The sequence below is a fragment of the Planktothrix serta PCC 8927 genome, from assembly GCF_900010725.2.
In the GTDB taxonomy this organism is placed as follows: domain Bacteria; phylum Cyanobacteriota; class Cyanobacteriia; order Cyanobacteriales; family Microcoleaceae; genus Planktothrix; species Planktothrix serta.
On sequence record NZ_LR734863.1, the window covers coordinates 1 to 24,343 of the forward strand.

Sequence of the window (24,343 nt, forward strand, 5' to 3'; positions counted from 1 at the left end):
TACGGTTAGGACATTTTTAAATCCTGAAACCCTTTCACTTCTTACTGTTCCCTGTTCCCTGTTCCCTGTTCCCTTGCGCGTAGCGCTATAGATAGATGGTGCGTGCGCTTTGCTTACGCACCCTACGGGTTATGAACGGTGGGATTGAGCTATTTTTAAACTTAAGAAAATAACCGGAATAATCCCCACCACAACAATAGCTAATGCGGGGGCTGCTGCTTCGGCTAATCGTTCATCGGAAGCTAAATTATAGACGCGAATCGCTAGGGTATCAAAATTAAATGGACGAATTACTAAGGTAGCGGATAATTCTTTCATCACATCTACAAAGGTTAACATTCCGGCGGTTAATAACCCACTCCACATCATCGGGGTATGAACTTTAATTAAAGTCCGAGTTGCACCATATCCTAAACTCCGGGCTGCTTCATCTAAATTGGGTTTAATTTTACTTAAACTTGATTCCACCGCCCCAAAAGAAACCGCTAAAAATCGCACTAAATAAGCATAAATTAAAGCGATAATTGTTCCACTGAATAACAATCCTGTACTGATGCCAAAGGTAGACCGCATCAACGCATCAATGCTATTATCTAAGCGACCAATAGGAATTAAAATTCCCACCGCAATTACAGAACCCGGAACCGCATAACCCATAGCTGCAATTCGGGTGGATAATCGCATCATAAAATTATAATTTAACCGCACACCATAGGCCATAATTAAAGCAATAAAAACCGCTAAAAGTCCGCTAATTGTGGCTAAAATTAAACTATGTAAGGCATAATTCCAAAATTCAGCATTGAAAACGGTTTCTAAATTTTCTACGGTCATTTGTAATAAAATACCACTGGGAATTAAAAACCCTAAAATAATCGGAAATAAACAGATAAAAACTGCTAAAATTCCTCGAAATCCTTTGAGTTTAAATTGGTTTAAGGATTGAAATCGATTTCCAGTTTGATAATATTGAGCTTGGCGACGTGACCAAAGCTCGATTAAAATTAAGCCTAAAATAAATAACATTAAAACCGCAGCTAATTGAGAGGCTGCGATTCGTTCTCCCATGCCAAACCAAGTTCGATAAATTCCCGTTGTAAACGTATCAACTCCGAAATATTGAACCGTCCCAAAATCATTGAGGGTTTCCATTAATGCTAAGGCTAATCCCGCAATAATAGACGGACGAGCTAAGGGTAAAGCAATCGCATAGAAGCTTTTCCAGGGGCCACAACCGAGGGAACGACTCGCCTCCAAGGTACAAGTTGATTGTTCTAAAAAGGCAACTCTAGTTAATAAATAAACGTAGGGATATAACGTTAAAGATAATAAAAAAATTGCTCCCCAAACCGAACGAATATTAGGAAACCAATAGTCATCAATACTACTCCATCCGAAGGCATTCCGTAGGACGGTTTGCACCGGGCCATAAAAATCTAGCCATTCGGTGTACACATAGGCGAGAATATAAGCGGGTGCAGCTAAGGGGAGTAATAATCCCCATTGAAACAGGCGACTACCCGGAAATCGACACATCGTCACTAACCAAGCACTACTGACTCCTAGCAATAATACCCCACTGCCAACGCCAAAGATTAGCAATAAGGAATTGAGAATATAACCGGGGAGAACCGTTGAGGCTAAATGGTTCCAGACCGTAGCCGAATTGGTGAAAATACTGGTTAATACAAATAATACCGGAGTAGCGATTAAAATTGCGATCGCCATGACAAACACAGTCCAAACGTCCAGACTCAAGCTGCGAAAGGCTTTTAGCAAAGACTCAAAGGGGAATAACCGCACCTAAAAACACTCCCAAAAATTTAATCCCGTCTTAGTGAGAATATATCCTAAAAAGGGAGTATACTTAATCAAGTTTGTGAATATAATTTCAATTTAGGTGTTGACTGTTGGCTGTTAACTGTTGGCTGACACCCGACACCCAAGCTGAACTGTAAGCCTATTTGATTTGCTATGATTCAATCTGTAATTCTGTATTTAGAGAACGTCGGTAAACAGTTTTCTCGAAGCCAGACGGCAGCCGTTCAAGGCGTTAGCGTTAAGTTACATGAAGGGGATATTTTGGGATTATTAGGCCCTTCTGGATGTGGTAAAACCACATTATTGCGAATGATTGCCGGATTTGAACAGCCGGACACGGGAACCATTACTCTCGCTGGGCGAGAAGTAGCTGGCTTAGATTGTTGGATACCGCCAGAACAGCGAGATGTGGGGATGGTGTTTCAAGATTATGCCTTATTTCCCCATTTAACCGTTGAAAAAAATATTGCCTTTGGCTTAAAAAATAGTAAGAAAAAATCTAGTTTAGCGATTCACAGACGGGTCGCCGAAGTTTTAGAATTAGTGGGATTATCGGGTTATGAAAAACGTTATCCTCACGAAATATCGGGAGGACAGCAACAACGGGTCGCCTTAGCCCGTGCTTTAGCGCCCCATCCGGCTTTAGTATTATTAGATGAACCTTTAAGTAATTTAGATGTACAGGTGCGGTTAAGATTGCGGCAGGAATTACGCGATATTTTAAAAGTAGCAGGAACTACCGCAATTTTTGTTACCCATGACCAAGAAGAAGCCCTATCAATTTCTGATTGGGTGGCGGTGATGCGCGCTGGACGGTTAGAACAGTTGGGCACACCGGAAACCATTTATCAGCAACCCGCCTCTCGATTTGTAGCAGAATTTGTGACTCAAGCGAATTTTATTCCGGCGAAACGTCGAGGAGATTTTTGGGAAACGGAAGTGGGTTGTTTTGCAATTAACCCCTATCTTGTAGATCAACTTACCTCAGATTGGGATAAATTAGACCGGGTAGAATTAATGGTACGACAAGAGGATTTTATTCTTAAACCCGATGATAACGCGCCTGTTGTGATCCGCGATCGCCAATTTCTCGGACGAGAAAATCACTATAGTTTGCAAGTTCCTTCAGGTGGGGAACTCATCGCCAGAACCAGTGCGACAACGGCTTTACCTGTGGGAATGCGCGTTAAAATCTCCGTCCCCGAAAATGCTTTGCGAGTATTTCCGAGTCGGATTCAAGGGGGTTCTAAAAGTGGCGTTATTCTGTGAAATAATCCTAGAAAAAATCGGACTTTAGGGGTGAGGGGTCAGACCCTCTGCCCCTCTGTCTGGGTTTGAAGCTGGTAGAAATTTTGGTAGAAATCAAGTGTGCGATTCGCACAGTTAGTAAAGGGTTGGCAGTTGAACGTCTGTTTTGAGAAACCCTGCGTAATAGGTGAACAGAGTTTCTAAATCGTGTCCTGTGATTCTGGCTATTGTTACGGCGGGAACTCCTGACTGTAGAGCGTGGCTAATAAATGTGTGGCGGCATGAGTATGGTTTCCGGTATTCAATCCCACAGTTTGCTAGTACGTCTTTCCATTTGACCCTAAAAGTGGATGGCTTAATCGGCAGGGCAGCATGATTAAGAAACACGCTTTCTGCTTGTTTGGGTTGGTTTGACAGCATCTTTTGCAGATTATCTGTCAAACCAAATGAACGAACACTTCCATTTTTTGGCGGCTTGCGTTTTCCTTGGCTAATCTGAGATGAGATTGTGCAGGTTGCACAGTCGGGAGATAAATCCTGCCAACGCAACCCGATCGCTTCCCCAATCCGAACACCACTGCCGAACAGGAAGCGAACCATCGGTTGATAACTAGAACCGTTAAATCCCTGAATGATTAATTGAATCTCTTCTCGCTCAAAGGGTTGAATAAGTGGCTTTTCTGTCTTGATGCTTTTGCGTGGGGAAGTCCAAGGGTTATTAGCTACTAATCCTCTCTGTATGAACCATTCCCACGCAGCCTTTAGCCGTTTAATTTTGGCTTGGATTGTGCTACTTTTTAAATTTTTCTGTTGGCAATGGGTTAAAAATTGAAAGGCTTGCTGTTCCGAAAATTGCCTAATATTGATTTTATCAAGGTTGCAAGCTTTGAGAGTAAAGACGACTGAATTATATAATCCTCTTGTTTGGGGGTCTAAGGATTTTGTCGCTACGAATAAGTTAAATGCTTCAGCCGTTGTTAAATTCGCTGTGGTTAAATTTTCTGCAACTTTATACCGTTCATGTGACCAATCGAATGTTCCGGCTCTAATATCCTGTTGAATTTTTATTTCAAATTCTTTAGCCTTCAGTTGATCATCAATGTCTAATGTTGACAACCCCGGATAAAGTGTAACACGGTTTCCATTGGGGTCTTTGAATCGAATTGTTATTCGTCCTTTGTCACTTGAAATGCCCATAAGCTAGAATGTAGAAATGTTACTGGATGATTTAAAAACCCTCTAATCCGGCTGAAGTGATTTAGAGGGTTTTTGTTGATTGATTTACACTGTCTACCGATTGGTATACACCTGTCTATCGCTACCTATTTCTACTTTGATTTGAACGACTTGCGAAATGAAGAAGCCAGCGAAGAACAGGAATAATGGAATGAACCAAGGGGCTAGATAATCTGTTAATCCTATAGGTTTTTTCATTGTGTTAATCCCCTGACGTTGACTCTAAATACTGAACATCTAATTCTGCAATTATTTTTTCTAGTCTGTTGTTGTTGCCCTCTAATTGCTCTATTAGATGCGTTGGATTCTCACTACTACTAGAAGATGATTTAGTCTTCTCAAGAAACATATCGGCAGCTTTTAGGACAAAATCAAATATTTTTCCAGACCCCCGTACCAAAAACACTAAATCCGCTTCGTTGTTGATGGTGTTCGCTAAAAAAGTTAGGGCGATGAATTGTCTGTCAGTTAGCATTTAAACCTCTTGTTGAATGAGTGTTACACTGATAGATTTTTAATTACTCCGCTTCTACATAAACGGGTTCTCCATCAACCCAGGCTATTGCGCCTAACGTAATAAAAGATGTCTTTTGTTCCTCAACTTCCTCCTCAACATACTCAACATCATTAGTCACTAAATCGAATAAAGCTTTATTAATTTGAACTAATTCCTGGTTCAATTCGTTCATTTTCTGGCTCGATTCGTGCATTTTTTCAAGTTTGTCTCCTATATCTTTAAATTCTTTTTCAATGGTTTCTATGGTTTCTATATCTATATTTCCATCTATATTTCCGCCGCCCGACTGTTCTAAGAATATATCAGCATAGACGAATGAACTGTCAGCAATTCTTTTTATACTTTCAGAATCTTTAATTCTATCTTTAATTCTCTCAACAAAAAGCACTTCAGGCCATTTAGAAGTAATATTTGCAAATAGCTGAAGTGCAACAAATTGTCTGTCTGTTAACATTTAGGTTCTCCTTTTTTTATCTTTGGGTTCAGGTTTACTTTGAGATAAGTAACCGTCTTCATTTTGGACTTTCTGTTTTAATCGACTAATCTCATCATCAACAGATGGTGACTGAGATTTTGTTAGTGATGCCTCGTTAGGGGGAGTTGATAATGTTTTAGGTTGTTTGGATTTTGTGGCTTTTCGGAATTGAAATGGAATAGGAAGAATGGTTTCTAAATATCCAATTAGACCGTATAAGATAGTAGCCAGGATAAAGACAAGAATGAGTATCCGTTTTGCTCCTACTGGTGACGATAATATTGTACGGGTTAGGTAGAATGGCAGATAAACGATGGATATTGCAAGAATCGCAACAAATACAGCCATTATTCCTTCCGCAATATTAGAAAAATGCCAGAACTTTGTAGGCTCTTTCCTGAAAACTTTTCGCCAGAAAAAGTTTAGAAAGGTTACGGTTAATAGCACAGAAATGATCAATGCGGACAATTCCGGGTTTCCGGTTTGTACGAAAAAATAGATTCCAATGGACAGAAACATCATTCGACGAATTAAAATCAAAGTGGGTAACAACATAGTGGGAGAACTGAATGTGATATCTCAATTCTCCCATACCCACTAACTCTCCTCACCTCCTACGACTAAGCAACTAAAACTTTCTCTGACAGAACCATTGGCAAATCTTCAAAGTTTACCCCTACAGCACGACAGAAGTTGTGCCATTGTTGTCGCGTCATAGACGGTTCAACACCATTGTTTTCCCATCGCGCCAAAGTAGAAACGGCAATATCACCAATGATTGCAGCTAGCTGCTCTCTGGTTAATCCTGCTTTCTCTCTCAGTTGGCGACTCAATGTGGTTCTTCTAACCTCTTGATTGTTTTCTTCTTCTATCATATCATAATAACATCTCAATTTGACAAGTCAAGATAACGTGCTATATTGAGATGTAGGAAACAACAACAAAGCTTCCCCTATTGCAGTTAGGGGTTTCCTGAGCGGATTTAGCTTCTGTGTTGATTCTAAGGCCAATGCAAAACACAGCTAAAAGTCTTTTGTTTCGGCAGTTTTGCGGAGTCCTTCCTCTCCTACCCTGTACCGTTGCGTTGAGGATGTGCCTATGTAAGTCAAAAAGCTTCTTTCGGAATAACTGGATGAATTTTGCTGGTATCGACAGCAAAACCTGGGGTGAAAATCCCCAGGCTACCAAAAATTTCTTTGCACTCACCCTACCAAAACGGGGCATCTCATACCAGAAGACCTTAACCCCCTGGGGGTCTAACCCCTCAGTTGTGCCTATGACTATTTGCACCTGTCGATCATTAACCCTTGTTGGTGTTGCCGTTTCGTTAGTTATTGCTGCTTTGCTGATATTAAAGATTGCCTTTAATCGGGGAAGTGGCAGATAGAACCAAATCCTGAAAATGCAGTTTTCCGAGTATTTTCAGGAGTCTAATTTATCCCAATTGTTAATTCCCAAATGACAATATCAACCCTTGACGCTGCCGTCTCAATCCTTGAGAAATGGCTTATCGCAAACGCACCACCAAAAGCGGTTTATCTTCACTTTTCCCCCAAGGAATTGCAAGAAGAATTGGGTTTTTCCCCCTCAACCTTTTGGTATGCCATGTATAAACTCCGAGAAGAAAATCGGGTTAATTTCTACGAGCCTTGGCTCTTTTTAGTCTTTAGTTACACATTCACTAACAACAAACAGGAGAACCTATGAACAGCTCCTCTATTGCCAAAATCCGATTACTAAAAGACTCCATTGGACAAAAAAAACTCGCCGATCTAAAACAAGACGCGGCGGAGTTAGGACTCTCTTCTGATGATGTCAAAACTTTCGGAACACTTACCCTAAAACAGACTTGGATTAATGCTATTGGAGAAAAAATCGCCCAGTTGTTTGATGAATTAGGGGAGAGTGCGATCATCTCACACGGAGATGGAGACGACCACACTGAGGGTGTTGAACCAGGGGGTACAACGCCTAACACTATAACCCAAAAAGAGGAAACTATGGATAAAGAATTGCATCTTTCATCGGTTCAAGTTGCCGTTCCCGAATTAGCGGCACCAGACCCTAACGAAGACGAAGATGATGATGATGATGATGATGATGATGATGTTGATGAGGAAGAACTTGCAGCAATAACGATAAAACACGTTAGCCCGATTTGTTCTGACATCATTCTTGCTCTTCCCACATTCAACTATTACCAACTCATCGCATTTCACTATGGGGTTCTGTTAGCTCACCAGGATTTGCAACCTGTCGCTTATGCGATGGAATTGTTGGACTATGATCGCTTTCCTCCTGAACAATCTTTTTCTCTAAAATTGCATGAATTTGTCCCTGATTTGTACGAGCGAGATCGTCTGGTTCTATTAATCAAGGGTTTGAAGTCATCCATATTCTTCAAAAAACCAGAAAATTGCTGTCCTGCCTGTGGCGGTGCGGGGAATATTTTTGCAGGTGTCGCAGACCATTTAATTGACTGGGAAACTTGTCCAAAATGTGACGGGAAAGGATTTTTAGAACCCGTTCCTAGTCCCAGCGACCTTCCGACTATTGAGGAAATTATCGGGACAATCCCCTCCGACTCAGGGGATTGTCCCGATTGCGACGGCACGGGTGAAATTCTGGATTTTTCCGGTGAAGATAACGAGCCATGTCCGACGTGTTCAGAACCTGAGCCAAAAACTGAGCCAAAACTGAGCCAACCCGATGTCAATGTTAATGTTCTCGTCAACTTTGTTTCCCTGGATGCTGAATATTCTCGACGGGTGGAGGCGATCGCTAAAAGCTTTGACGGTAATTGCTGGTTTTCAGGATATTCACCCGGCAATTATGAGGAAAATTGGTCTTTTGGTTCATACTCTTTTGCCAGCAATTTCAAAGAACAGTGTCAATCCTTGCCATTCGTTCAGTCGGCAACGATTGATCGCATTGCCTCTAATACCCCTATTACGCCGCCTGTTGATACCTCTCTTTATGCCAGCGACTTTGAGAAGGAAACCGTGATCGCGTTTTACCGCGAAGAAGGTTCTACCCCAGAGGAACTAGAGGAAGTTCGTCGGCAACCATTAACAAAAATGGACGCTGCGATCGTTCTCGGTTATGCCGAACATTACAAAAAATCGGCTGAAATCGCTCTGCGGTTGTACCTCGTTGATTGGATTAACGACATCAATTTAGAGCGCGAACAGTGTGCGAATCGCACAGATAAACTTCTGTTGAACTGGAAAACCGTTACAGAAGCAAAGGCAAAAATTGCCTATCAATTCCAATTGCGGCGACCCGGTGAAATTAATTGTTTCTGCACCCCTGACGGCTGGCGAATCAGTGCGCCTCAGTGGGTGAAAGAAGAAATTCTGACTCAAAAAGAAGCCGAATTTCTCAGCCCGGATGATCCTGTTGTTGAACTGATGGGTAACGGCTACCTTTTCGCTTTAGAAAAGTTCAAAGAACAAGTTTCCCTCTCATTGGTTGACTTATCACCATTCCCGTTAACCCATGAAAACTCACCCCTGGCGTAATTACAAACAGGGCCGTCTAATGACTCAATCAGATGACGGCGAGTCTATCGTTCAAGCCATTTTAGCCAAGATTGGGTATCACCGCTATCGGTTGAACATTACCCAATCTCAAATGGCTGAACTATTAAACACTCGGTTTAAGAAATCAACGGTTAGTAGTTTGAATCGACAACAGTTAACCGATTTTTTGACCGAGATTGAGACAGTAATCAGCATTGAAGAATTGCAATTCTAACACGGAGAAAAAAAATGCTTGGATATTTCAAAGGAGACGATTTTAACGGGGGTAGCGTTGCTCCAGTTCAGGGCCAATCTAATAATTTAGACGCGAATTCAGTTCATCAAAAGTCCGCTCAAAATGCGATTACTCCCGATAGTCCGGGCAGTTGGAAAAGTTATCGCGCCGTCCCTGTTGTTACAGAAGCACGGGCCTTTACGGAGGAAGAAGCTGACGCTTTAACCGAAGTAGAAAAACAGGAACGGATGAAACGGAAAGCCAGTAAGAAGGCTTATGAAAAGTTAGAAAAAATCAGCAATCACGGCACAGTTATTAATCGTCATCACGAGAAATACCGCCGTAATGAAGCACGGAATGAACGACGGATGCAAGGGTATAAAAATACCAGTGCAAAATATCTCCATGGCTTGCGTCCTGAATACGCCAAATTAGGTCAAGGATTGGAGAAAGCCGCTCAAGCCGCCGACCAAGCAATTAGTCAGTTAGCCGCTCAACTTTAGCCTTAAATAATGATCCAATTTTACCGCGTTATCGGGTTCTTTCTCTTGATTGCTGGTGTTGCCAGTTTCTTCGCGTTGCTTGCCTTATTAGTTGATCAATTGAGAGAACCTTTCTTTCTCCTAATCATTCTCTGTTCCATTGGTTTAGGTGCTACAGGAGCGGTTACTTTTTACCGGAAAACCGATGATGATAAAGAGTGGCTTTTAGGGTTATTGTTCATCATTGGCTTAGGTATAGCCCTATTCGTGGGGGGTGCAATCCAATGGGTTCAGTAATTAATCCCAATGCCCAAAGTGAGGCGATTAAGCAGAATTGGAAAACTTACCATATTCTCAATATCATTCTGTTAAGCACCTCTTTACCCTGTTGGTTCTTCACTCCCTTTTTAACCCGTGACACTGCCAACAACTGGCATAGAGTTTTTCGGTTTGCCTCTATTATTTATGCCATTTCTGCAAGTAGCACATCTCTCTATCTTTCCAATCAATTAGGCAAACTTAAGCCTAAAATTGATGCCCTAAACAAACGGGAACAAGCTGAATTTAAACACTCGCTCGCAAGTGATTTGTACCTTGCTCAAAGTACCAATACAGCGATCGCGCAGTTTCTAGTGGCTGAACGGAGTAGTTCATTGAGTTCACCTAATTCTGAACTCCTGAACGATAGTGTTCATGAAGATTACAGCGATAATGAGCCTTTAGTTCAGAACCGTTCAGAACGGGGTGAACTAAATCGTTCATCGGTTCAGAAACCTGAACTAAGCAAACTCGCACAAGAATATTTTGAACCTGTTTTAGAAGCATTGGAAGACGGTTTGAGCGATAGCCAAATCATAAAAGACGTTATGGGATTTAAAAATTATCGATACAAGGAGGGTAAGGCAATTTTGTCGGAAATTAAAGATGAATTAGAACTATCGGAGGATTGAAATGGATACCGAGCAAATGAACCTAGGCTTAAGTGATTACGGAGAATCAATTGCTAAATTATTAGTCTGGCTTCCTGCATTACCCAAACAGCAATTAGATGTTCTTCTTGATTTCGTTAAAGCAGAAGTTTCTGCCAATGGGGAAACATCAGAAGTATTGTCAGCTTATACAGAAGAAGAGGAACGCTGTTGTCTGTTTGGTTTAACAGAAGTCTCTTTCGTTAATCATTTGATTCAAGAATACGCACCAATTCAACTTAACAAGTTACAAGAAAAATTAATTGAGTTAGAAGGGGCGAATAGTGGGTTAGATGCGTTAGTTGAACAGTTGCAGAAAGAGAATCAGGAACTTTTTGAGTTACACCAGGAACTTGTTAACGATAATCGGCAATTAACTTACGTTGCTGACGAACAAAAAGACAAACTTAAAATTCTTGAACATAACGAGAAATACTTAAGAAAGCAAGTTAGAGATTTATCTGTACAAGCGTTAACTTGTATTCAGATTTTAAAGATTTGCTCGAACACAGACCGATGTTTAACCCACTCACAACGAAAAGCTTTTGCAGAAGTTGGATTAAACACGCTTCAAACATTATTTCCTAAAGGCATAACCCCCGAAAATTTCCCGTGTCATGAGGATTATATCCGGGTTAATTCTGATGACAATGACCCCATCCCTTTTGAATCTAAGCCTACGAAATACGAGGAATTTTATTAATGGATACCTTCACCCGATTTTTAGAATGGTTTCCCCATAGATTCCACTGGATTTATAAGCCTGCGTGGGGAAGATGGACTACCGAGACAAAATACCCGATTTCTGATGGGGTTCTCATCAAAAAATGGGAAAATCCCCTTGAAATTGTTGGGGTGCGATTTGGAAAATTAACTCGCTATGCAATGCTCGATATTGATAAGGGAAGCCCCTATCACCCCAAAAATGGCGGTGACATTCCGGGCCTGTTGAATACCCTGGAATTTATGGGTTTTCACCGCCACATTCTGATCCAGTCGTCTGATTCTTATGGGTTACATATCTACTTACCTCTACCCGCACCCGTCCCGACGTTCAAACTGGCAGTTGCCCTGAAAAATTTCCTGACCAATAACGGGTTTACTGTGCGATCCGCACACTTGGAAATATTTCCTAATGTCAAAGCATACTCATTCGACAAAATCACTGACTACAACGGGCACCGCCTCCCACTTCAACCTCAATCAGGAAGCTGTGTTTTAGATCCAGATAATTTATTCCCATCTTCCAACGGATTTAACCTTGATTTCTTCCTTAAGTTGATGGATTGGGGCGCGGCGGGTCAAGATTTTCCTGTCATTCAAGATTTCATCAATAATGCAAAACTCTCCCGCCATCAACGGCCAGATTCATTGTCAGCCAATGCCGCGAAATGGCGGCAGGATTTAGAATCTTCTTTGGAAAGGGGGTGGACAGGAGACGGCCAGACCAACGAGATCCTAAAAAATCTCCTTAAGATTGGAGCCGTCTTTCACCACCTAGTCGGGGAAAATTTGGTTAACTGGATGGTTGCCACGTCCGAATCCTTGCCAGGATTTAAAAAATGGTGCGACCATCAGAACGACTTGATCAAGCGGTGCCGCGAGTGGGTTAGCTGTAATGACTCTCACCAATATTACAAAGCCTACTGTTCTCGCCCTCAAAGGGTTGTTCCTCACGAGGAGGTTTTCGTCCTCGATGCTAACGAAAGGTTAAGGCAGGAAGCCCGAAACCGGATTTCTCTGTGCGCGAAAGCGATCGCAGGACAGGCGATCACCACTGTCCGGGGTTTTATTACGGCTCTTAAGGAAAAGTCTCTTGAGTTGTTTGGGACGGCTCCGAGTACCGCAACCCTCTATAAACACAGAGATATCTGGGAAGGGTATGAAACAGCCGACGTAGAGCTAGATACGGCAATTATCGAAGATAGTTTAGAAACCGAAAATAACGAAGAATTAGGCCGTTTCACACCCCCCCTTAATGAAGGTTTTGTGAACCCTAAAATTTTACAAAAAACGGGGGGAGTCGGAGGGGGGTTTGAGGATAATACCAACGTTCCGAGGGTAGCTAACCGTATCGAAAAAGCTAAAGCCCTTGTAGATGAACGTGTTCGCAAGTTTCGGGAAAAATTAGGACTGTGCGATTCGCACACTTCATCAGATTCGCAAAAGAACTCACCGATAGACCAAGACATCACGGGTACGGATTCTGTACTAGATCGCGGATATTTAGAATTTTTGTCCTCGGAGCTTTCGCTCGAATTTGTATCTAACGTTCCGCGCAATATCGCGGAGGCGATCGCCTCTTCTCTCTGGGCTGATATACAAAAATTTGAGGATCTTTGTCATGACGAAATTAGCTAAACTTCCCCAGGTTGGTGATAAAGTTTGGGCTTTCTCCCCCAATCATCGCCAAGAAATCAAGGTTCAAGTTAAGAAAGTTTTCGCAAATAGCTTTCAGGGGCTTGATAGTGAGAAAAATACAATCACTAAGCTTTCTAAGTGGCGTCCTATCGATTCAACTCCTGAAAATGGAACAGTAGAACCCAACCCGGCAAAAGCCCTTAGTGCAACCATAACCAATCTTCCCTTAGATCAGATTAAAGTTGAGCGGCGTTTTCAGCAGCGTTCAGACCTCTACAACCTATTTGACGATAAAGGTGAACCCTATCTTGACCCTTCAATTGTTGAGAGATACCAGGAATTACTCTTAAAAGAAGACGATGGTAGCCCCAAAGACCCCCCGCCGTTAATTGTTCATCGTTTACCGGATGGGAACTTTTATTTGGTTGATGGCTTTCACCGATATGCGGCGTTGCAAGCCGACGGCAGAACAACCGCGCCCTGTGAAATTATCGAATCTACCGAACCCGATGCCCTGCTGCAGTCGTGCACCATCAATTTGAAAAATGGATTAGGGGTTAGGAAGGCTGATATCTCCAGGTCAATTTGGCGAATTTTTTCGGTATTGGATTCGTTGCCCGATGGCGATTCCCGAAAAAAATGGAGCGATCGCCACATCTCTAGATTGTTGGGGTGTTCCAACTCGACGGTCAGCATTGTTCACAACCAATTCTTAAACAAAAAGGCTTTTGAAGAACAGAATTTTCAACCTGGAGATCGGATTAAATGTATTGACCCCAATAGCAAATACAACGGTTTCGTTGGACAGATTACCCGGCTAGATTTATCACAGGGAGTAATTGTAATTTTTGATAAAGGTCAAACAACTGATGTCTTTATCTTCCTACCCCCAGAAAGTCTTGTCAAGACTCAAGAGGTGTTTGTTGAACCCAATACTGATCACCAGTCTCCTGCTCCCCCTGGTCAGCAGTCAACAGATAACAGTCAGCCTTCAGGCGTTAGTCATCAGTCATCAGTTACCACTCAACAAACAGGCGAACACCTGTCATCGAGTAACAAGGCATCAGAAGTTACAGCAGAGTTAACCCTTGAACCATTACTAACAGAGAAGCAATTAGAGACGGCTTCAAATGATCAACTTAGTGATTTATTCCGAAAAATCTCCTTAAAACTTAAGCAGTGTTTAGATCCTGGTGTTTCGGATCAACTTGATGATTTAGTTGAGAAATACTGGGGAGAAATTGGCAATTTGGAGCAACGAGATAAAGAACGATTTTTGATTCTTCTAATAGATAAATCTTTCAATAACAATCTGTAAAACTGGTGTGACACATCTCCTGATGAAATCAGACGGCGTTATTTGGGGGATGTTTCAATTTTTGAGTCGCGGCCAGGTAGTTTTCAACTCAATTGAAACAATTAGACGATTCTTGCAAACCCATTTTTATCTTCCACAAATCCTGCTGAATAAGGAATCGGATTTGTGGGGATTGCGATCGCTAAAGTTACTCACATTCAACCATTGCAGTCCCAAGTTTTTATTAAAATTAAACAAAAAAGCTGCCGTTACACGCCAAGCAAAAAGTACCAGAAGTCCTAAGCATATTAGCTGTAAGGTGGTTGTAAGAGGTAGTGAAAGTGGTTCCATAAGTATACCCGATTCTAATTATACTAAATCCGCCCATACCGTATAGATAAGGAACATAGTTATTCGTAATACCGTAGTATGTTCCTGGTATCCAGACAGGAGTATAGTTTGGGCTTGGAAATGTAAACGGGAGATCCCGAATCTCTAATATTTCAGATCCATTCTGATTACTTAGAGCTACCTCTAAATAAATTGAGAAAAAATAAGCATTATTAATCCTGATATACTTTCCCGTGTTTTTGTAATGATGAAAACTTTTGATCACCATTCCATACATTTTAGGAGCAAAAGTTCCCGATTCAACAATTGGCTTATTTGTTATTTCATCATACTCAATCTGGTTGTCAGCCAGAAATTCCGGTTTACTTTGAATATCGTTCCAAATTTGTGGTGCTGCTGTCTGTGTTCTCCCCCAATATTTCATATTGTTTTACAAAACCTTACTATATTTAGCTACCCAAACCTGAACAGAGGCAATTACCTCACCTGTTAAAACTGTAGCGGAAACTTTCTGTTTACCCACTTCAATTTCGATATTTCCATTGGGCGGAATAAACAATTTATCTGTATCCGTAACATCCCGCCCAAAAGCGATTACAATTTCTGCATCTTCAACAGTAATCAAGGCTTTTCGCCCGTAGATTGCAGTAAGGTCAGCCGGAATCAAATCCGTAATTTCATGGGGCGTTGTTGCTCCATAAAGCGGGACGGAATCGATTAACAATTGTGTCCAGTCACCCAGAACTAATTGTTCAGAAGAAACTGTAGGTTGTCTGTAAATAATAAAACTCATTTGTCCTCATTTGGGTAGGTGAAATTTGTATCTGCATTTAATTGTCTAAATCGGGTAGCTGTTTCCGTAATAAATCTAACCAGTTTCCCCTCGATTGATGCCCGATTTTGTCGAATAAGCGCCCCTAAGTTATTGACATCATTTTTTATTTCAGTAATGTCACGTTTTGTGTTTGCGAGTTGATGGGTGAAATAAATACAGAAACACATTGTTGAAAGGCACTGAATGAAAAATAATGAAATCACTACTAAGTTTGTATTCATTTTATTGTCAAGAAAAATACTTAGCTTAGTAGATTTACCCTTGAAAAATCCAAACTTTTAGAGTGAACCAAAAATATCGCTTTAGTGGTCTAAACCGAATTCTAAATTTATCAGTCAAAGGATCTAAATTGCATAATCTAGGTTCATCTAAATAAATAGCGTAATTTTTGTAAAAAGTGAATTGGTCAGGGGGGTCTTCGATTAAATGATCTAAATATCCCCCTAATTTCCAATTTTTAGGAACTTCCTCGGCAATGAACTGACATTTAACCAAATATGAACTAAATTCTTGAGGGAGAAGAAAAGGTTGTATAGGGTTAGTTAAATCTTCATAGCGTTGGTCAAAAATTAAGTCCCACATTTTAAGCCGATTTTATCCATTTAGGCACAATCAACGTTGTGTATTCGCGTTCTACTGGCATTGGAAAAGATAGCTGTTCAATTTTTAAAGTTGCAGGCATTTTTGCTGCCGGAATAACTTTTGAAAGCCAAACGGCAATAGCGATATGTGAGCAAACAGATGGAAATCTTAGAAATAACCTTTTGATGATTTTATCCTTATTTGGCTTACCAACTAATGTTTGCTTGATAAAATGATCCTTCGGCAGGGGGATAATTACCTTTTTTCCAATAACCCGACGTTTAAATTTTGAAATCCCTGGTGGGAGTGGATTTCTATCGTTTCCTTTTGGTGCTGTCGATCCATCCTTCGCGCTTTTCCCAATTTTTATTTGCTTCCAACCATCAGGGACACCGTTTTTTAGATCGACATCAAATTGCTCAAGAAATAATTCTGGTAAAAAAGTATAGGTAAAATAATCATTGCATACAGGCACTTTCACCCGCATTAATGAATTTATTTTCCCGCCCGTTTCTTGCGTATCGTTCGCCTTTAAATCATCTAAAGCAGCTGCCGCCTGCGCTTGAGACTCGTTTGGCAAACCCTGAGTTACTTCAAGCTGACTACCAGATTTACCCGGTATTACTTTTTCTGCCATTTTTTTTTAAAACCTCCTTAATGTTTATTTAGACCGTAATATTTAGTCTAAATAAGGAGCAAGGGCACTGTAATCAATACTCCCATCTGTTACGTCAATTGCTTCGATTGTGGGAATAGACAGTGAGACCGTCACCAAACCGCTTACTTCGTTTCGGGTCATTGCAGTAATCATGCTGACACCATCAGGGTTTTTTGCCGTGTCTAATTGTTTAATGCGAACACGTTTAATAATTTCAACCAACTGTTGTTCTAGTGTGTCAGCGTTAAGGGTTGCAGGACTAGCCATAATTGATACCTAGATAAACTACTCTCAAGCTACAACATCATCCCTGAAAGATGCAAGGGGTCAGACCCCTCATATAAAATGCTACAATATAGGCTGTAGCATTTTATTCATATTGACATTTCCAAAACCAAATGCCAGTAGACAGCATAAAAAATATAGAGCGGGCGTTCACTGGACGAATACCGCTTATAACCCTTGATAACGATACCCCTGTAAATCAGGTTATAACGGTAATTGATTATGCAGATGTACTTAACAGGGTAAAACCTAGTACCGCTATCAACATAAGCCTTTCTGTTGCCCTTGAACAATTGCAATTAATTAGCTACCTACCCGGCTTGTATCGACCTTACCGATTGCCAGAGTACGACGAAGATTTAACCCCTCTGATAAAACAACAAGCGGAAGACCTTGCGTGGATGGCAGAATTTAACCCGTCAACCGGAAACGCAATTGAGTTATCTCTGTTTGAAAAATTCAATAATAGTTCTTGGCAAGCTATAGCCAGAAAATGGCTTTATAATCAACAGATAGAATACTATCTTGATTTAATAAATCCATTTCTGAATAGTAAAAAGGCATCAGATATTGGTGACTCGACTTATTGTCTAGGAATTGCCATCACTCAAAAGCCATCAAATCAAACAGTTAATGAAGTCAATAATTATATTAGGATTAGGGGGGCTTATTCGGGAATCATCACTTATGAGCAACAATCAGAATTAGCAACAACTCTAAATAAATACAGTAACAGTGTCAATCCCTTACCAACTAACACAAAATACAGAGTTTTATCTTCTGAAAACAGACGGAAAATATTATATTTTCAAAATACAGGATTATCAATAATTTTCTTTAATTTTGATGAAAATTTCTGTAATCCTGATACAAGCCCATTTTTGTTGCCTGGTGAAACGCTATCTTATGAATCCGGGACGTTTACTTGGTCAGGGAATGGGAAGCAATTCTTAGTTCCCCAAAGTGAATTTCTGATACTAGATGAAATGTGGGTTTATTGTGAAGGGAAAACTTTTGAAGGAAAAAACACCCCAAAAAATTCTATTGCTTGGATACAATTTATAAAGGGAGTTTGATAGCCAATGCCAGTTTCTAATAATTTTATAAAATCCCAAACTGTATCTAGCAATAATATTGATTTGACTGGGATTTCCGGTTTGAATACCAGCTACCGATATTTTAAAGAGGGATTCTATAAACTAAATCCAGATCAGCCTTCAATAATTGTTCCCGCTACTTCTTCTAAGGTTAATCGGGAAGTTTATATTAATTACAAGGAGGAACTAAACCCAAACAATACGAATCGTTTAAGCCTATACTTTGGAAGTAAGAATCAGCACCCTAAAACAATCGAGATTAACGGAGGATATTTAGACACATCGGATGGAGGGATTGCTTTAATAGCAGAATGCTCCGAATCAGCTATTGTTGAAATTACTATTCGGCAAGATTCAGAGATTGCATATACAATAGGAAACCATAATTTAGGAGATGAAATGCCTGTAGAATTAATAATAAGACCAATTATTCAAACAGGGACGCTTTACAGTATGCCCCCATTAGCTCCTACCGTAATAGGAGAAGCAAATTTAAGGAAAGTCATTGATAGCAACAATGGATTAATTTCAGGGACTAAAGCATGGGCTATTGATAGCTTCCAAGATGGGAAAATTTATAATTTCCAAGTTAATCCTAATGGAATTCTTAACGCAGTAATTCCATTAAGAATTTTATTAGTGAAAGTTGAAGATATTTTAAAATGCTTGGCTTCTTTTGATGCTTCCGATAATGCGGAATTGGATCAATTTGCCATTGCTTCTGATTTAATCGGATGGGTAAAATCTCGATCCTTTTATTCAGAAATTGATTTGGGTGAATCTCAAAGTTTTAGTTTAAAACCAACTCGCACTCGATATCTGCTTGCATTTGATGGGGGAAATCCTGCAACCCCAGGGTACACGGATACAATAATTTCAGATTATTCAAGGAATACGATTGATCCTTATGAAGGGGGAACTTTTACCTTTTTGGGATTTTAATATGCCAGACAAAAAACCAGAATGGAGCGATTATGCCTATGATAATGATTCGATTTCTAAGCGATTAGGAATTGAGAGAGAAGAAGTGGAAAGATTAAAAGCTGAAGCTGCCAAAAAAGCTAAAGATTCAGGGGAAGGAACGGCTGAACTAAAACCCGGAGTTGGAGTCGGGGCACGGATTGATATTAATGATCTATCAAATTCTGGATTAAGAGTAGGATTAAAGATTCCAGGATTAGGAGTTGAAATTGATTCTACTGGCGGCGGTTCTGTTGATATTGTCAATTTAATAAGAATCGAAACTGTTAGAATAAAATGTTTTTATGTCCAACGTTTCTATTTCGCTGGTCAATATTTATATTCTGATATTCAAAAAGTAGATTCTGAGGAGTGCAAAGAGCCGGAGCCAGAGCCAGAGCCAGAGCCAGAGCCAGGTGCAGACCCGGAGCCACTTGATCCTATAAATGATGATGAATGGCCCCCTGAACCAAAGCCAGGTAGTGATTCCTCTACAAGAGCTTTAATTATTATAGATCGAAGTATTGTAAGAGAAGATACTTCAAGTGAAGGAAACAATACTTATAAATACAGGTCTAAATTCAATGTAAACAATATTGATGCAGAAAAAAGCCAGGCTACAATTTCATTAAATGTAGCTGAAACGGGAGGAGGTTATAACTGGTCAAGGTTGGCTAATTTTTATTATATTATTGATGCAAGCGGAACACATCGCTCTTATGAATCAGATTCTTTTTATGTGGAATCGGTAAATTCCTTTGTAAGATTTTATTATATAGGAGGATTTGCCCGGTCAACTGTTCTCTTGGTTCATGGATCTGAAAAAATGATCGAAAATTTTGCTGATTGCCTTAATTATCAGCATTCTTGGACTCGCTCCACGAGCTACGGGCCAGGAGGGACAAGTAGTTATTCAAGAAATACAAAAATTTATGATCGAAACAGAAGTGATGCTGGGTTTAAAACCGATTCTTACGGGTGGGAGGCTCCAACTGGAGCAAATTCCGCTCCACCTTCTTTTTCGAGTACAAAATATACAGAAATTCATCGAGTTCAAGGAATTATTTATATTGATGATCAAGTTAACCAACCGACAAAAAATCCCCCTTTCCCTGTAAAAAAAATGGATGAAGATTGTTGTAGAATTGTAAGACGATTAGCTAAAATAATGGCTGTTGATAAGTTTCCCGCCTCTCTGCCTAAGAGTCTTTTAGCTAAAACAAATTCTAGTGGAAACGTTATTGAAGAAGGACAAATTGATATCCCAGATTATGCAGAATTATTTGGGTGGTATATTGACCAATTTGACAAATTAATGGGTCAATGGACTGTAGACATCAAGGTTAAAGATTCAGATCCTTTAACTCCAGGCGATCAGGAACAAACGATTACTCTCCCTAATTTGGCAGAGGCAATCGCCGAAATATATGGGCTAGTGCTCCAACAGAATATTAATACCACAGTAGCCTTAAACTTTGAATCTCGGACACTTTCAGAAACTGGGTTGACGCGGCAAGCTGCAATCAAGGCTTTTAGAGCTATAGAAACGATTATTGATTATATGGGGATAGATATTATTGAGAGGGAAGAACTTATACAGCATAGTTTTGACCCGAATGCTGATAAATTAGATGAAATTCTTGGGGATGCTCCTGAAAAAGCTCCTATTAAAGTTTTTGAATTTGATTACGCAAACGGAATTACTTTGAAAACTGCTTTAAAAGAATTAGCAATTGCTGCGAACATTATAAAAGGGGTGTTTGCCAAACGTTTAGAGGGAGGTTCTGACCCTACAACAATTAAAAATCAAATAAGAAAAAATGTAAAAGACATGGAAAAAAACGAACGAATTATCAGGAAAGAAACTGAGGAAGACTGGGAAGATTTTAAAGAAAAATTCAAATCTGATCTTGGCGATGATTCTGAAATTGAGATTAAAGATGTTAAAGATGATGAATAGATTGATTTAGGGGATTTTGACTTTATGGGGCAACTAACTAGAACCGCTATTCAGCTAGGTTCCCGGCAAATCAGATCTAATTCCACCGGTGGAAAAATTTTACGGGTCTGGGAAGCTGCTGGATGGCTAGAAGATATTACACCGAGAGACCCTAATGCTCCACCTGGCCAAGGAGGACAACAGCCAAACCCCGGTGGTATTTTGGGCTTCCTTCAAGGACTAGGGGGATTTATTGTTTCCTTAGTCAAATTTTCGATGAAATGTCTCTCATTCACATTTGGTGGTTTATTTAATATAGTAAGGGGGACTTTTGATGCAATCTGGAATTTTAATTGGAATATTTCCCAAAAACAGATTTTAAATACAATTGGGAATCAGTGGGCTAATGTTGGTGTACGATTTGCGGGTTTAGCTGGTATAGCGCTACGCGCTATGGTTAGGACAAAAGTATGATAAGATGCAGTAATACCTCAATATCGGAAAATAGTTATGCCGGCNAGCGCTACGCGCTATGGTTAGGACAAAAGTATGATAAGATGCAGTAATACCTCAATATCGGAAAATAGTTATGCCGGCACCTTATAGTTACGATTTACGCTCCAAGGCGATCGCAGCCGTGAAAAGAGGAGAAAAGAAAATAGAGGTAAGTCGTTTCTTTAAAATAAGTCGCAACACATTAGATCTGTGGCTGAAAAAAGAAAGAGAAACAGGAGACTATCAGGCTAGCCGACAGGTAGGAGTAGGAACTCAACCGAAAATTCAGGAGTTAGAAAAATTTAAAGAATTCGTGAAAAAAAATAGTGACAAGACTCAAAAACAAATGGCCCAATTATGGGGGTGTGAGGCGACGCAACAGAATATTAGTTATGCTTGTCGAAAACTGGGTATAAGTCGAAAAAAAAAACTTATGGGTATCGAGAAAGAGATGAAGAAAAAAGACGAGAATTTCTTCAAAAACTAGAGGGAATAGAAAGGAGCAGAAAAGTTTATGTAGATGAAGCGGGATTTGATAATAGAGAGGATTACCCGTATGGCTACAGCCCGATAGGGGAAAGATGTTATGCACTCAAGTCCGGTAAAAGAAGAGAAAGAGTCAGTTGGCTATCAGCATTGAAAGAAGGTAAATTATTGGCTCCTTTAACCTTTGAGGGGTCATGTAATAAAGATTTATTTGAAACCTGGTTAAAGAATTGTTTGCTGCCAGTGCTAGAACCAGGAGACATTATTATTATTGATAATGCCAGCTTTCATCAAGGGGAATATATCAAAGAACTCGTCGAAGAAGCCGGATGTAAAATTTGGTATTTGCCCCCATATTCTCCCGACTTGAACAAGATTGAAAACTGGTGGGCTGTTTTAAAGACATGGATGAAACAGAGATTAAACGAATTTCAAACCGTCAGAGAATGCGTGGATGCTGCATTTAGAAATTGTCCTAACGTATGCGCGTAGCGCTATAGAGCTACTGGGTGGCTAGTGGGTGGCGTAATTCCAGGTAGTGCCGTTGCTGTCTTCAACGAACCTCTAGCAATTTATGTCTTAAAAGAGGTTGGAGAAGAAGCCTTAGAGGATATGTTGAGCGAGTTTTCTGGTTTTCTGAGCACCCTAGGAAGGGCATTGTTAACGACGGCTCTCCTTGGTGCTTATGGAGGGATTAGAGGCGTTGTGCGATGGTCTGCAAAAAGATTTGGTGAGACACAAAAAGGAATTTTAATGTCCAGGGGTGCTGTTCCCGTTGATCAACAAACAGGGAAAAATTATTATGATTCTTGGGGAAGTGGAGATGAGTGGAGTTTTCGTAAAAAGTTTAATGAATGGAAAGATACATTAGGAGGGGGAGTTGAATGGTTGCAGGATATGGCTGATGAATTTATAGATGAATTCCAGGATGCTTTTTGGGAGGCTTTATATGCAGTAGCTCAAGGCTTTGATAGTTTTATTTCGGAGCAAGCAATGTTATTAACAAATATGGGAGGGGAACCACGCAGCGTAGACGTTGAGCTTAATGAATCGGAAACTGTAAGATTAAGAGGAGGAACTCAAAGTGTACAACATTTAATTCAGTCAACGACAGCAACTTATCAATTATTAGAAAATCGTGATATTGGCACGGGAATCAATGTTCTTTATGATGATATCCCTATAACTGAATCTAATGGGATTGAAATTACTTTGATTTTATATAATTATGAAAAACCGCCTTATTGGACGAAGGAACGGCGAAAAGATTTAGTAAAATCTGAAATTACAATTCCCAACTGCAAACGGTCTATTATTAGTTTTGAACGATTAAAAAGTTTATTTGGCAGTGGTAAGGTTGCTTTTACGAAAGGCAATTGGTTTGCCGAAGCTGATTTGTCAAATGGGCGTAAAATCAAAGTTTATGTTGATAGTGAGGCAGAGGGGGAAAAGGTCTTAGATGCGTTGGCTAGTATTTGCGAAGCGAAGATTATCTACCCAATTCGCCTGACACATCGGAAAGGATCTCGTTCAGGGCAAAAAGGGGGGAAAGAACGGGATGTTACTAAAATGTATTTAGCTTATGCTGTCATTCGGAATTGGAACAAGCTTACTAAGTATGAAGAATTGAAACGGTTAGGCGGTGCCGCTTCAGTTCCAGACCCCAAAAAGTTGATTAAAAAAATTCCACTGTATTACGATAACAAGCCATCCTTTGTTGACGAGAACATTCGGGAGGTGTTGCGTGATTCCCTGAATAATAAGTAAGTTATAAAAATTTACAATCCCCCGTCAAATCCCAGGAAAATAGTCGATCTGTAGAATGGGTTGTAGAAAATTTTTTTTGAATATTCCGTACTCCCTACTCTGTAAGGGGTTTCGTCTTTTGTCTTATTTCCGAGTCGGAAAAATTAGTTACGGGCTGAGGGATAACGTCCGAATCACGCGACAAGGATTCCCCACAGCAACAACTCGTTCAGGAATATTATTAACAACAACACTCCCTGCACCAATAGTAGTATTGTCGCCAATTTCTACCCCTGGACAAATAATTGCACCGCCTCCAATCCAAACATTATTCCCAATTTTAATCGGTGCTGCTAATTCTTGCCCGCTCAGGCGTAATTCAGGATCAATCGGATGATAAGCCGCATAAATTTGAACATTCGGCGCTAATAAAACATTATCCCCAATTTCAACCCAATTGCAATCTAAAATGATACAATTAGAATTCATATAAACATTATTTCCGAGTTTAATATAACAACCATAATCGCAATAAAAAGGAGGAGTAATATATAAATTATCCCCAATTTTATTGAATAATTCTAATAGAATTTTTTGACGATCTTCTAACTGTTCTTCCGTTGTATTATTGTATAAACGAGTCAGTTTAGAAGCGCGTTGACGCCCCTGAATTAAATCAGGGTCACTGGCGAGATACAACTCTCCCGCCAGCATTTTTTGTTGTTCTGTTTGGGGTGTATTTTCCATT

General features: G+C 40.2%; 26 protein-coding genes. 15 read left to right on the forward strand and 11 right to left on the reverse strand.

The window, feature by feature from the left end; genetic code table 11:
- Positions 1–129 precede the first annotated feature (129 nt).
- The gene (locus PL8927_RS08575) at positions 130–1,728 is read right to left on the reverse strand and encodes an ABC transporter permease (RefSeq protein ID WP_083619749.1); all 1,599 of its coding nucleotides are present in this window, start codon (positions 1,726–1,728) and stop codon (positions 130–132) included.
- 246 nt (positions 1,729–1,974) lie between these two features.
- On the opposite strand from PL8927_RS08575, the gene PL8927_RS08580 reads away from it, so the two are divergent.
- Positions 1,975–3,090: an ABC transporter ATP-binding protein gene (locus tag PL8927_RS08580; RefSeq protein WP_083619752.1), complete on the forward strand. Its 1,116-nt coding sequence runs from the start codon at positions 1,975–1,977 to the stop codon at positions 3,088–3,090.
- 114 nt (positions 3,091–3,204) lie between these two features.
- Here the strand turns inward: PL8927_RS08580 and PL8927_RS08585 are convergent, their stop codons facing one another.
- From PL8927_RS08585 to PL8927_RS08605, 5 genes are all read right to left on the reverse strand, one after another.
- Positions 3,205–4,266 carry a tyrosine-type recombinase/integrase gene (locus PL8927_RS08585; RefSeq protein WP_083619755.1) on the reverse strand — a complete coding sequence of 354 codons (1,062 nt, stop codon included), beginning with the start codon at positions 4,264–4,266 and terminating at the stop codon, positions 3,205–3,207.
- Between the two features lie 241 nt (positions 4,267–4,507).
- Positions 4,508–4,780 carry a hypothetical protein gene (locus PL8927_RS08590; protein ID WP_083619758.1) on the reverse strand — a complete coding sequence of 91 codons (273 nt, stop codon included), beginning with the start codon at positions 4,778–4,780 and terminating at the stop codon, positions 4,508–4,510.
- Positions 4,781–4,823: 43 nt separating this feature from the next.
- Positions 4,824–5,276, reverse strand: a complete 453-nt coding sequence (locus PL8927_RS08595) for a hypothetical protein (RefSeq protein ID WP_083619761.1) — start codon at positions 5,274–5,276, stop codon at positions 4,824–4,826.
- A complete protein-coding gene (locus PL8927_RS08600) occupies positions 5,277–5,852 on the reverse strand; it encodes a hypothetical protein (protein WP_083619764.1) in 576 nt (191 codons plus the stop codon).
- A gap of 65 nt (positions 5,853–5,917) precedes the next feature.
- Entirely contained in the window at positions 5,918–6,172 is a 255-nt protein-coding gene (locus PL8927_RS08605) for a helix-turn-helix domain-containing protein (protein WP_083619768.1), read from the reverse strand.
- 828 nt (positions 6,173–7,000) lie between these two features.
- Between PL8927_RS08605 and PL8927_RS08610 the strand changes: the two genes are divergently transcribed.
- Genes PL8927_RS08610 through PL8927_RS08645 form a run of 8 tightly spaced genes read left to right on the forward strand, consistent with a single transcriptional unit; the run spans position 7,001 to position 14,182 of the window.
- Positions 7,001–8,818, forward strand: coding sequence for a DnaJ-like cysteine-rich domain-containing protein (locus PL8927_RS08610; RefSeq protein ID WP_083619776.1), 1,818 nt, complete (start codon positions 7,001–7,003; stop codon positions 8,816–8,818).
- Positions 8,819–8,837: 19 nt separating this feature from the next.
- Positions 8,838–9,053, forward strand: a complete 216-nt coding sequence (locus PL8927_RS08615) for a hypothetical protein (RefSeq protein WP_083619780.1) — start codon at positions 8,838–8,840, stop codon at positions 9,051–9,053.
- Between the two features lie 14 nt (positions 9,054–9,067).
- Positions 9,068–9,556, forward strand: coding sequence for a hypothetical protein (locus tag PL8927_RS08620; protein ID WP_083619784.1), 489 nt, complete (start codon positions 9,068–9,070; stop codon positions 9,554–9,556).
- A 9-nt stretch (positions 9,557–9,565) separates the two neighbouring features.
- Positions 9,566–9,832: a hypothetical protein gene (locus tag PL8927_RS08625; protein ID WP_083619787.1), complete on the forward strand. Its 267-nt coding sequence runs from the start codon at positions 9,566–9,568 to the stop codon at positions 9,830–9,832.
- Entirely contained in the window at positions 9,820–10,485 is a 666-nt protein-coding gene (locus PL8927_RS08630; protein WP_083619790.1) for a hypothetical protein, read from the forward strand. Before PL8927_RS08625 ends, PL8927_RS08630 begins: the two co-directional genes overlap by 13 nt.
- A 1-nt stretch (position 10,486) precedes the next feature.
- Entirely contained in the window at positions 10,487–11,206 is a 720-nt protein-coding gene (locus PL8927_RS08635; protein WP_083619793.1) for a hypothetical protein, read from the forward strand.
- Positions 11,206–12,864: a hypothetical protein gene (locus PL8927_RS08640; protein WP_083619796.1), complete on the forward strand. Its 1,659-nt coding sequence runs from the start codon at positions 11,206–11,208 to the stop codon at positions 12,862–12,864. The genes PL8927_RS08635 and PL8927_RS08640 overlap by 1 nt, the downstream gene beginning before the upstream one ends.
- Positions 12,848–14,182 (forward strand): ParB N-terminal domain-containing protein, encoded by a 1,335-nt coding sequence (locus tag PL8927_RS08645; protein ID WP_083619799.1) that lies wholly within the window; start codon positions 12,848–12,850, stop codon positions 14,180–14,182. Before PL8927_RS08640 ends, PL8927_RS08645 begins: the two co-directional genes overlap by 17 nt.
- A gap of 229 nt (positions 14,183–14,411) precedes the next feature.
- Here PL8927_RS08645 and PL8927_RS08650 read toward each other — a convergent pair whose 3' ends face one another.
- The 4 genes from PL8927_RS08650 to PL8927_RS08665 all read right to left on the reverse strand — a co-directional run bounded on the left by PL8927_RS08650 (position 14,412) and on the right by PL8927_RS08665 (position 16,854).
- On the reverse strand, positions 14,412–14,936 hold the full coding sequence (locus tag PL8927_RS08650) for a hypothetical protein (RefSeq protein ID WP_083619802.1): 525 nt from the start codon (positions 14,934–14,936) through the stop codon (positions 14,412–14,414).
- Between the two features lie 6 nt (positions 14,937–14,942).
- The gene (locus tag PL8927_RS08655) at positions 14,943–15,305 is read right to left on the reverse strand and encodes a hypothetical protein (RefSeq protein WP_083619805.1); all 363 of its coding nucleotides are present in this window, start codon (positions 15,303–15,305) and stop codon (positions 14,943–14,945) included.
- Positions 15,306–15,930: 625 nt separating this feature from the next.
- Positions 15,931–16,566 carry a hypothetical protein gene (locus tag PL8927_RS08660; RefSeq protein WP_083619814.1) on the reverse strand — a complete coding sequence of 212 codons (636 nt, stop codon included), beginning with the start codon at positions 16,564–16,566 and terminating at the stop codon, positions 15,931–15,933.
- 42 nt (positions 16,567–16,608) lie between these two features.
- On the reverse strand, positions 16,609–16,854 hold the full coding sequence (locus tag PL8927_RS08665; protein WP_083619817.1) for a hypothetical protein: 246 nt from the start codon (positions 16,852–16,854) through the stop codon (positions 16,609–16,611).
- Positions 16,855–16,985: 131 nt separating this feature from the next.
- On the opposite strand from PL8927_RS08665, the gene PL8927_RS08670 reads away from it, so the two are divergent.
- From PL8927_RS08670 to PL8927_RS08695, 6 genes are all read left to right on the forward strand, one after another.
- Positions 16,986–17,948 carry a hypothetical protein gene (locus PL8927_RS08670; protein WP_083619820.1) on the forward strand — a complete coding sequence of 321 codons (963 nt, stop codon included), beginning with the start codon at positions 16,986–16,988 and terminating at the stop codon, positions 17,946–17,948.
- A gap of 6 nt (positions 17,949–17,954) precedes the next feature.
- On the forward strand, positions 17,955–18,911 hold the full coding sequence (locus PL8927_RS08675) for a hypothetical protein (RefSeq protein WP_083619822.1): 957 nt from the start codon (positions 17,955–17,957) through the stop codon (positions 18,909–18,911).
- Position 18,912: 1 nt separating this feature from the next.
- Entirely contained in the window at positions 18,913–20,889 is a 1,977-nt protein-coding gene (locus PL8927_RS08680; RefSeq protein ID WP_156093141.1) for a hypothetical protein, read from the forward strand.
- 24 nt (positions 20,890–20,913) lie between these two features.
- Positions 20,914–21,342 (forward strand): hypothetical protein, encoded by a 429-nt coding sequence (locus tag PL8927_RS08685; RefSeq protein ID WP_083619828.1) that lies wholly within the window; start codon positions 20,914–20,916, stop codon positions 21,340–21,342.
- Positions 21,343–21,457: 115 nt separating this feature from the next.
- A protein-coding gene (locus PL8927_RS08690) for an IS630 family transposase (protein ID WP_197047317.1) occupies positions 21,458–22,341 on the forward strand; the annotation gives its coding sequence in 2 pieces (ribosomal slippage) (positions 21,458–21,784 and positions 21,787–22,341; 882 coding nt in all).
- Between the two features lie 24 nt (positions 22,342–22,365).
- Positions 22,366–23,616 carry a hypothetical protein gene (locus tag PL8927_RS08695; protein ID WP_083619831.1) on the forward strand — a complete coding sequence of 417 codons (1,251 nt, stop codon included), beginning with the start codon at positions 22,366–22,368 and terminating at the stop codon, positions 23,614–23,616.
- A 147-nt stretch (positions 23,617–23,763) separates the two neighbouring features.
- Here PL8927_RS08695 and PL8927_RS08700 read toward each other — a convergent pair whose 3' ends face one another.
- Positions 23,764–24,342, reverse strand: a complete 579-nt coding sequence (locus tag PL8927_RS08700; protein WP_083620063.1) for a sugar O-acetyltransferase — start codon at positions 24,340–24,342, stop codon at positions 23,764–23,766.
- Position 24,343 lies beyond the last annotated feature (1 nt).

Coding starts and splice junctions, on each gene's coding strand:
- PL8927_RS08585 (WP_083619755.1), bottom strand. CDS start 4,266: ATGGGCATTTCAAGTGACAAAGGACGAATAACAATTCGATTCAAAGAC.
- PL8927_RS08680 (WP_156093141.1), top strand. CDS start 18,913: ATGCCAGACAAAAAACCAGAATGGAGCGATTATGCCTATGATAATGAT.
- PL8927_RS08590 (WP_083619758.1), bottom strand. CDS start 4,780: ATGCTAACTGACAGACAATTCATCGCCCTAACTTTTTTAGCGAACACC.
- PL8927_RS08575 (WP_083619749.1), bottom strand. CDS start 1,728: ATGGCGATCGCAATTTTAATCGCTACTCCGGTATTATTTGTATTAACC.
- PL8927_RS08670 (WP_083619820.1), top strand. CDS start 16,986: ATGCCAGTAGACAGCATAAAAAATATAGAGCGGGCGTTCACTGGACGA.
- PL8927_RS08615 (WP_083619780.1), top strand. CDS start 8,838: ATGACTCAATCAGATGACGGCGAGTCTATCGTTCAAGCCATTTTAGCC.
- PL8927_RS08675 (WP_083619822.1), top strand. CDS start 17,955: ATGCCAGTTTCTAATAATTTTATAAAATCCCAAACTGTATCTAGCAAT.
- PL8927_RS08685 (WP_083619828.1), top strand. CDS start 20,914: ATGGGGCAACTAACTAGAACCGCTATTCAGCTAGGTTCCCGGCAAATC.
- PL8927_RS08605 (WP_083619768.1), bottom strand. CDS start 6,172: ATGATAGAAGAAGAAAACAATCAAGAGGTTAGAAGAACCACATTGAGT.
- PL8927_RS08635 (WP_083619793.1), top strand. CDS start 10,487: ATGGATACCGAGCAAATGAACCTAGGCTTAAGTGATTACGGAGAATCA.
- PL8927_RS08665 (WP_083619817.1), bottom strand. CDS start 16,854: ATGGCTAGTCCTGCAACCCTTAACGCTGACACACTAGAACAACAGTTG.
- PL8927_RS08630 (WP_083619790.1), top strand. CDS start 9,820: ATGGGTTCAGTAATTAATCCCAATGCCCAAAGTGAGGCGATTAAGCAG.
- PL8927_RS08595 (WP_083619761.1), bottom strand. CDS start 5,276: ATGTTAACAGACAGACAATTTGTTGCACTTCAGCTATTTGCAAATATT.
- PL8927_RS08660 (WP_083619814.1), bottom strand. CDS start 16,566: ATGGCAGAAAAAGTAATACCGGGTAAATCTGGTAGTCAGCTTGAAGTA.
- PL8927_RS08600 (WP_083619764.1), bottom strand. CDS start 5,852: ATGTTGTTACCCACTTTGATTTTAATTCGTCGAATGATGTTTCTGTCC.
- PL8927_RS08625 (WP_083619787.1), top strand. CDS start 9,566: ATGATCCAATTTTACCGCGTTATCGGGTTCTTTCTCTTGATTGCTGGT.
- PL8927_RS08580 (WP_083619752.1), top strand. CDS start 1,975: ATGATTCAATCTGTAATTCTGTATTTAGAGAACGTCGGTAAACAGTTT.
- PL8927_RS08650 (WP_083619802.1), bottom strand. CDS start 14,936: ATGAAATATTGGGGGAGAACACAGACAGCAGCACCACAAATTTGGAAC.
- PL8927_RS08645 (WP_083619799.1), top strand. CDS start 12,848: ATGACGAAATTAGCTAAACTTCCCCAGGTTGGTGATAAAGTTTGGGCT.
- PL8927_RS08655 (WP_083619805.1), bottom strand. CDS start 15,305: ATGAGTTTTATTATTTACAGACAACCTACAGTTTCTTCTGAACAATTA.
- PL8927_RS08620 (WP_083619784.1), top strand. CDS start 9,068: ATGCTTGGATATTTCAAAGGAGACGATTTTAACGGGGGTAGCGTTGCT.
- PL8927_RS08610 (WP_083619776.1), top strand. CDS start 7,001: ATGAACAGCTCCTCTATTGCCAAAATCCGATTACTAAAAGACTCCATT.
- PL8927_RS08700 (WP_083620063.1), bottom strand. CDS start 24,342: ATGGAAAATACACCCCAAACAGAACAACAAAAAATGCTGGCGGGAGAG.
- PL8927_RS08640 (WP_083619796.1), top strand. CDS start 11,206: ATGGATACCTTCACCCGATTTTTAGAATGGTTTCCCCATAGATTCCAC.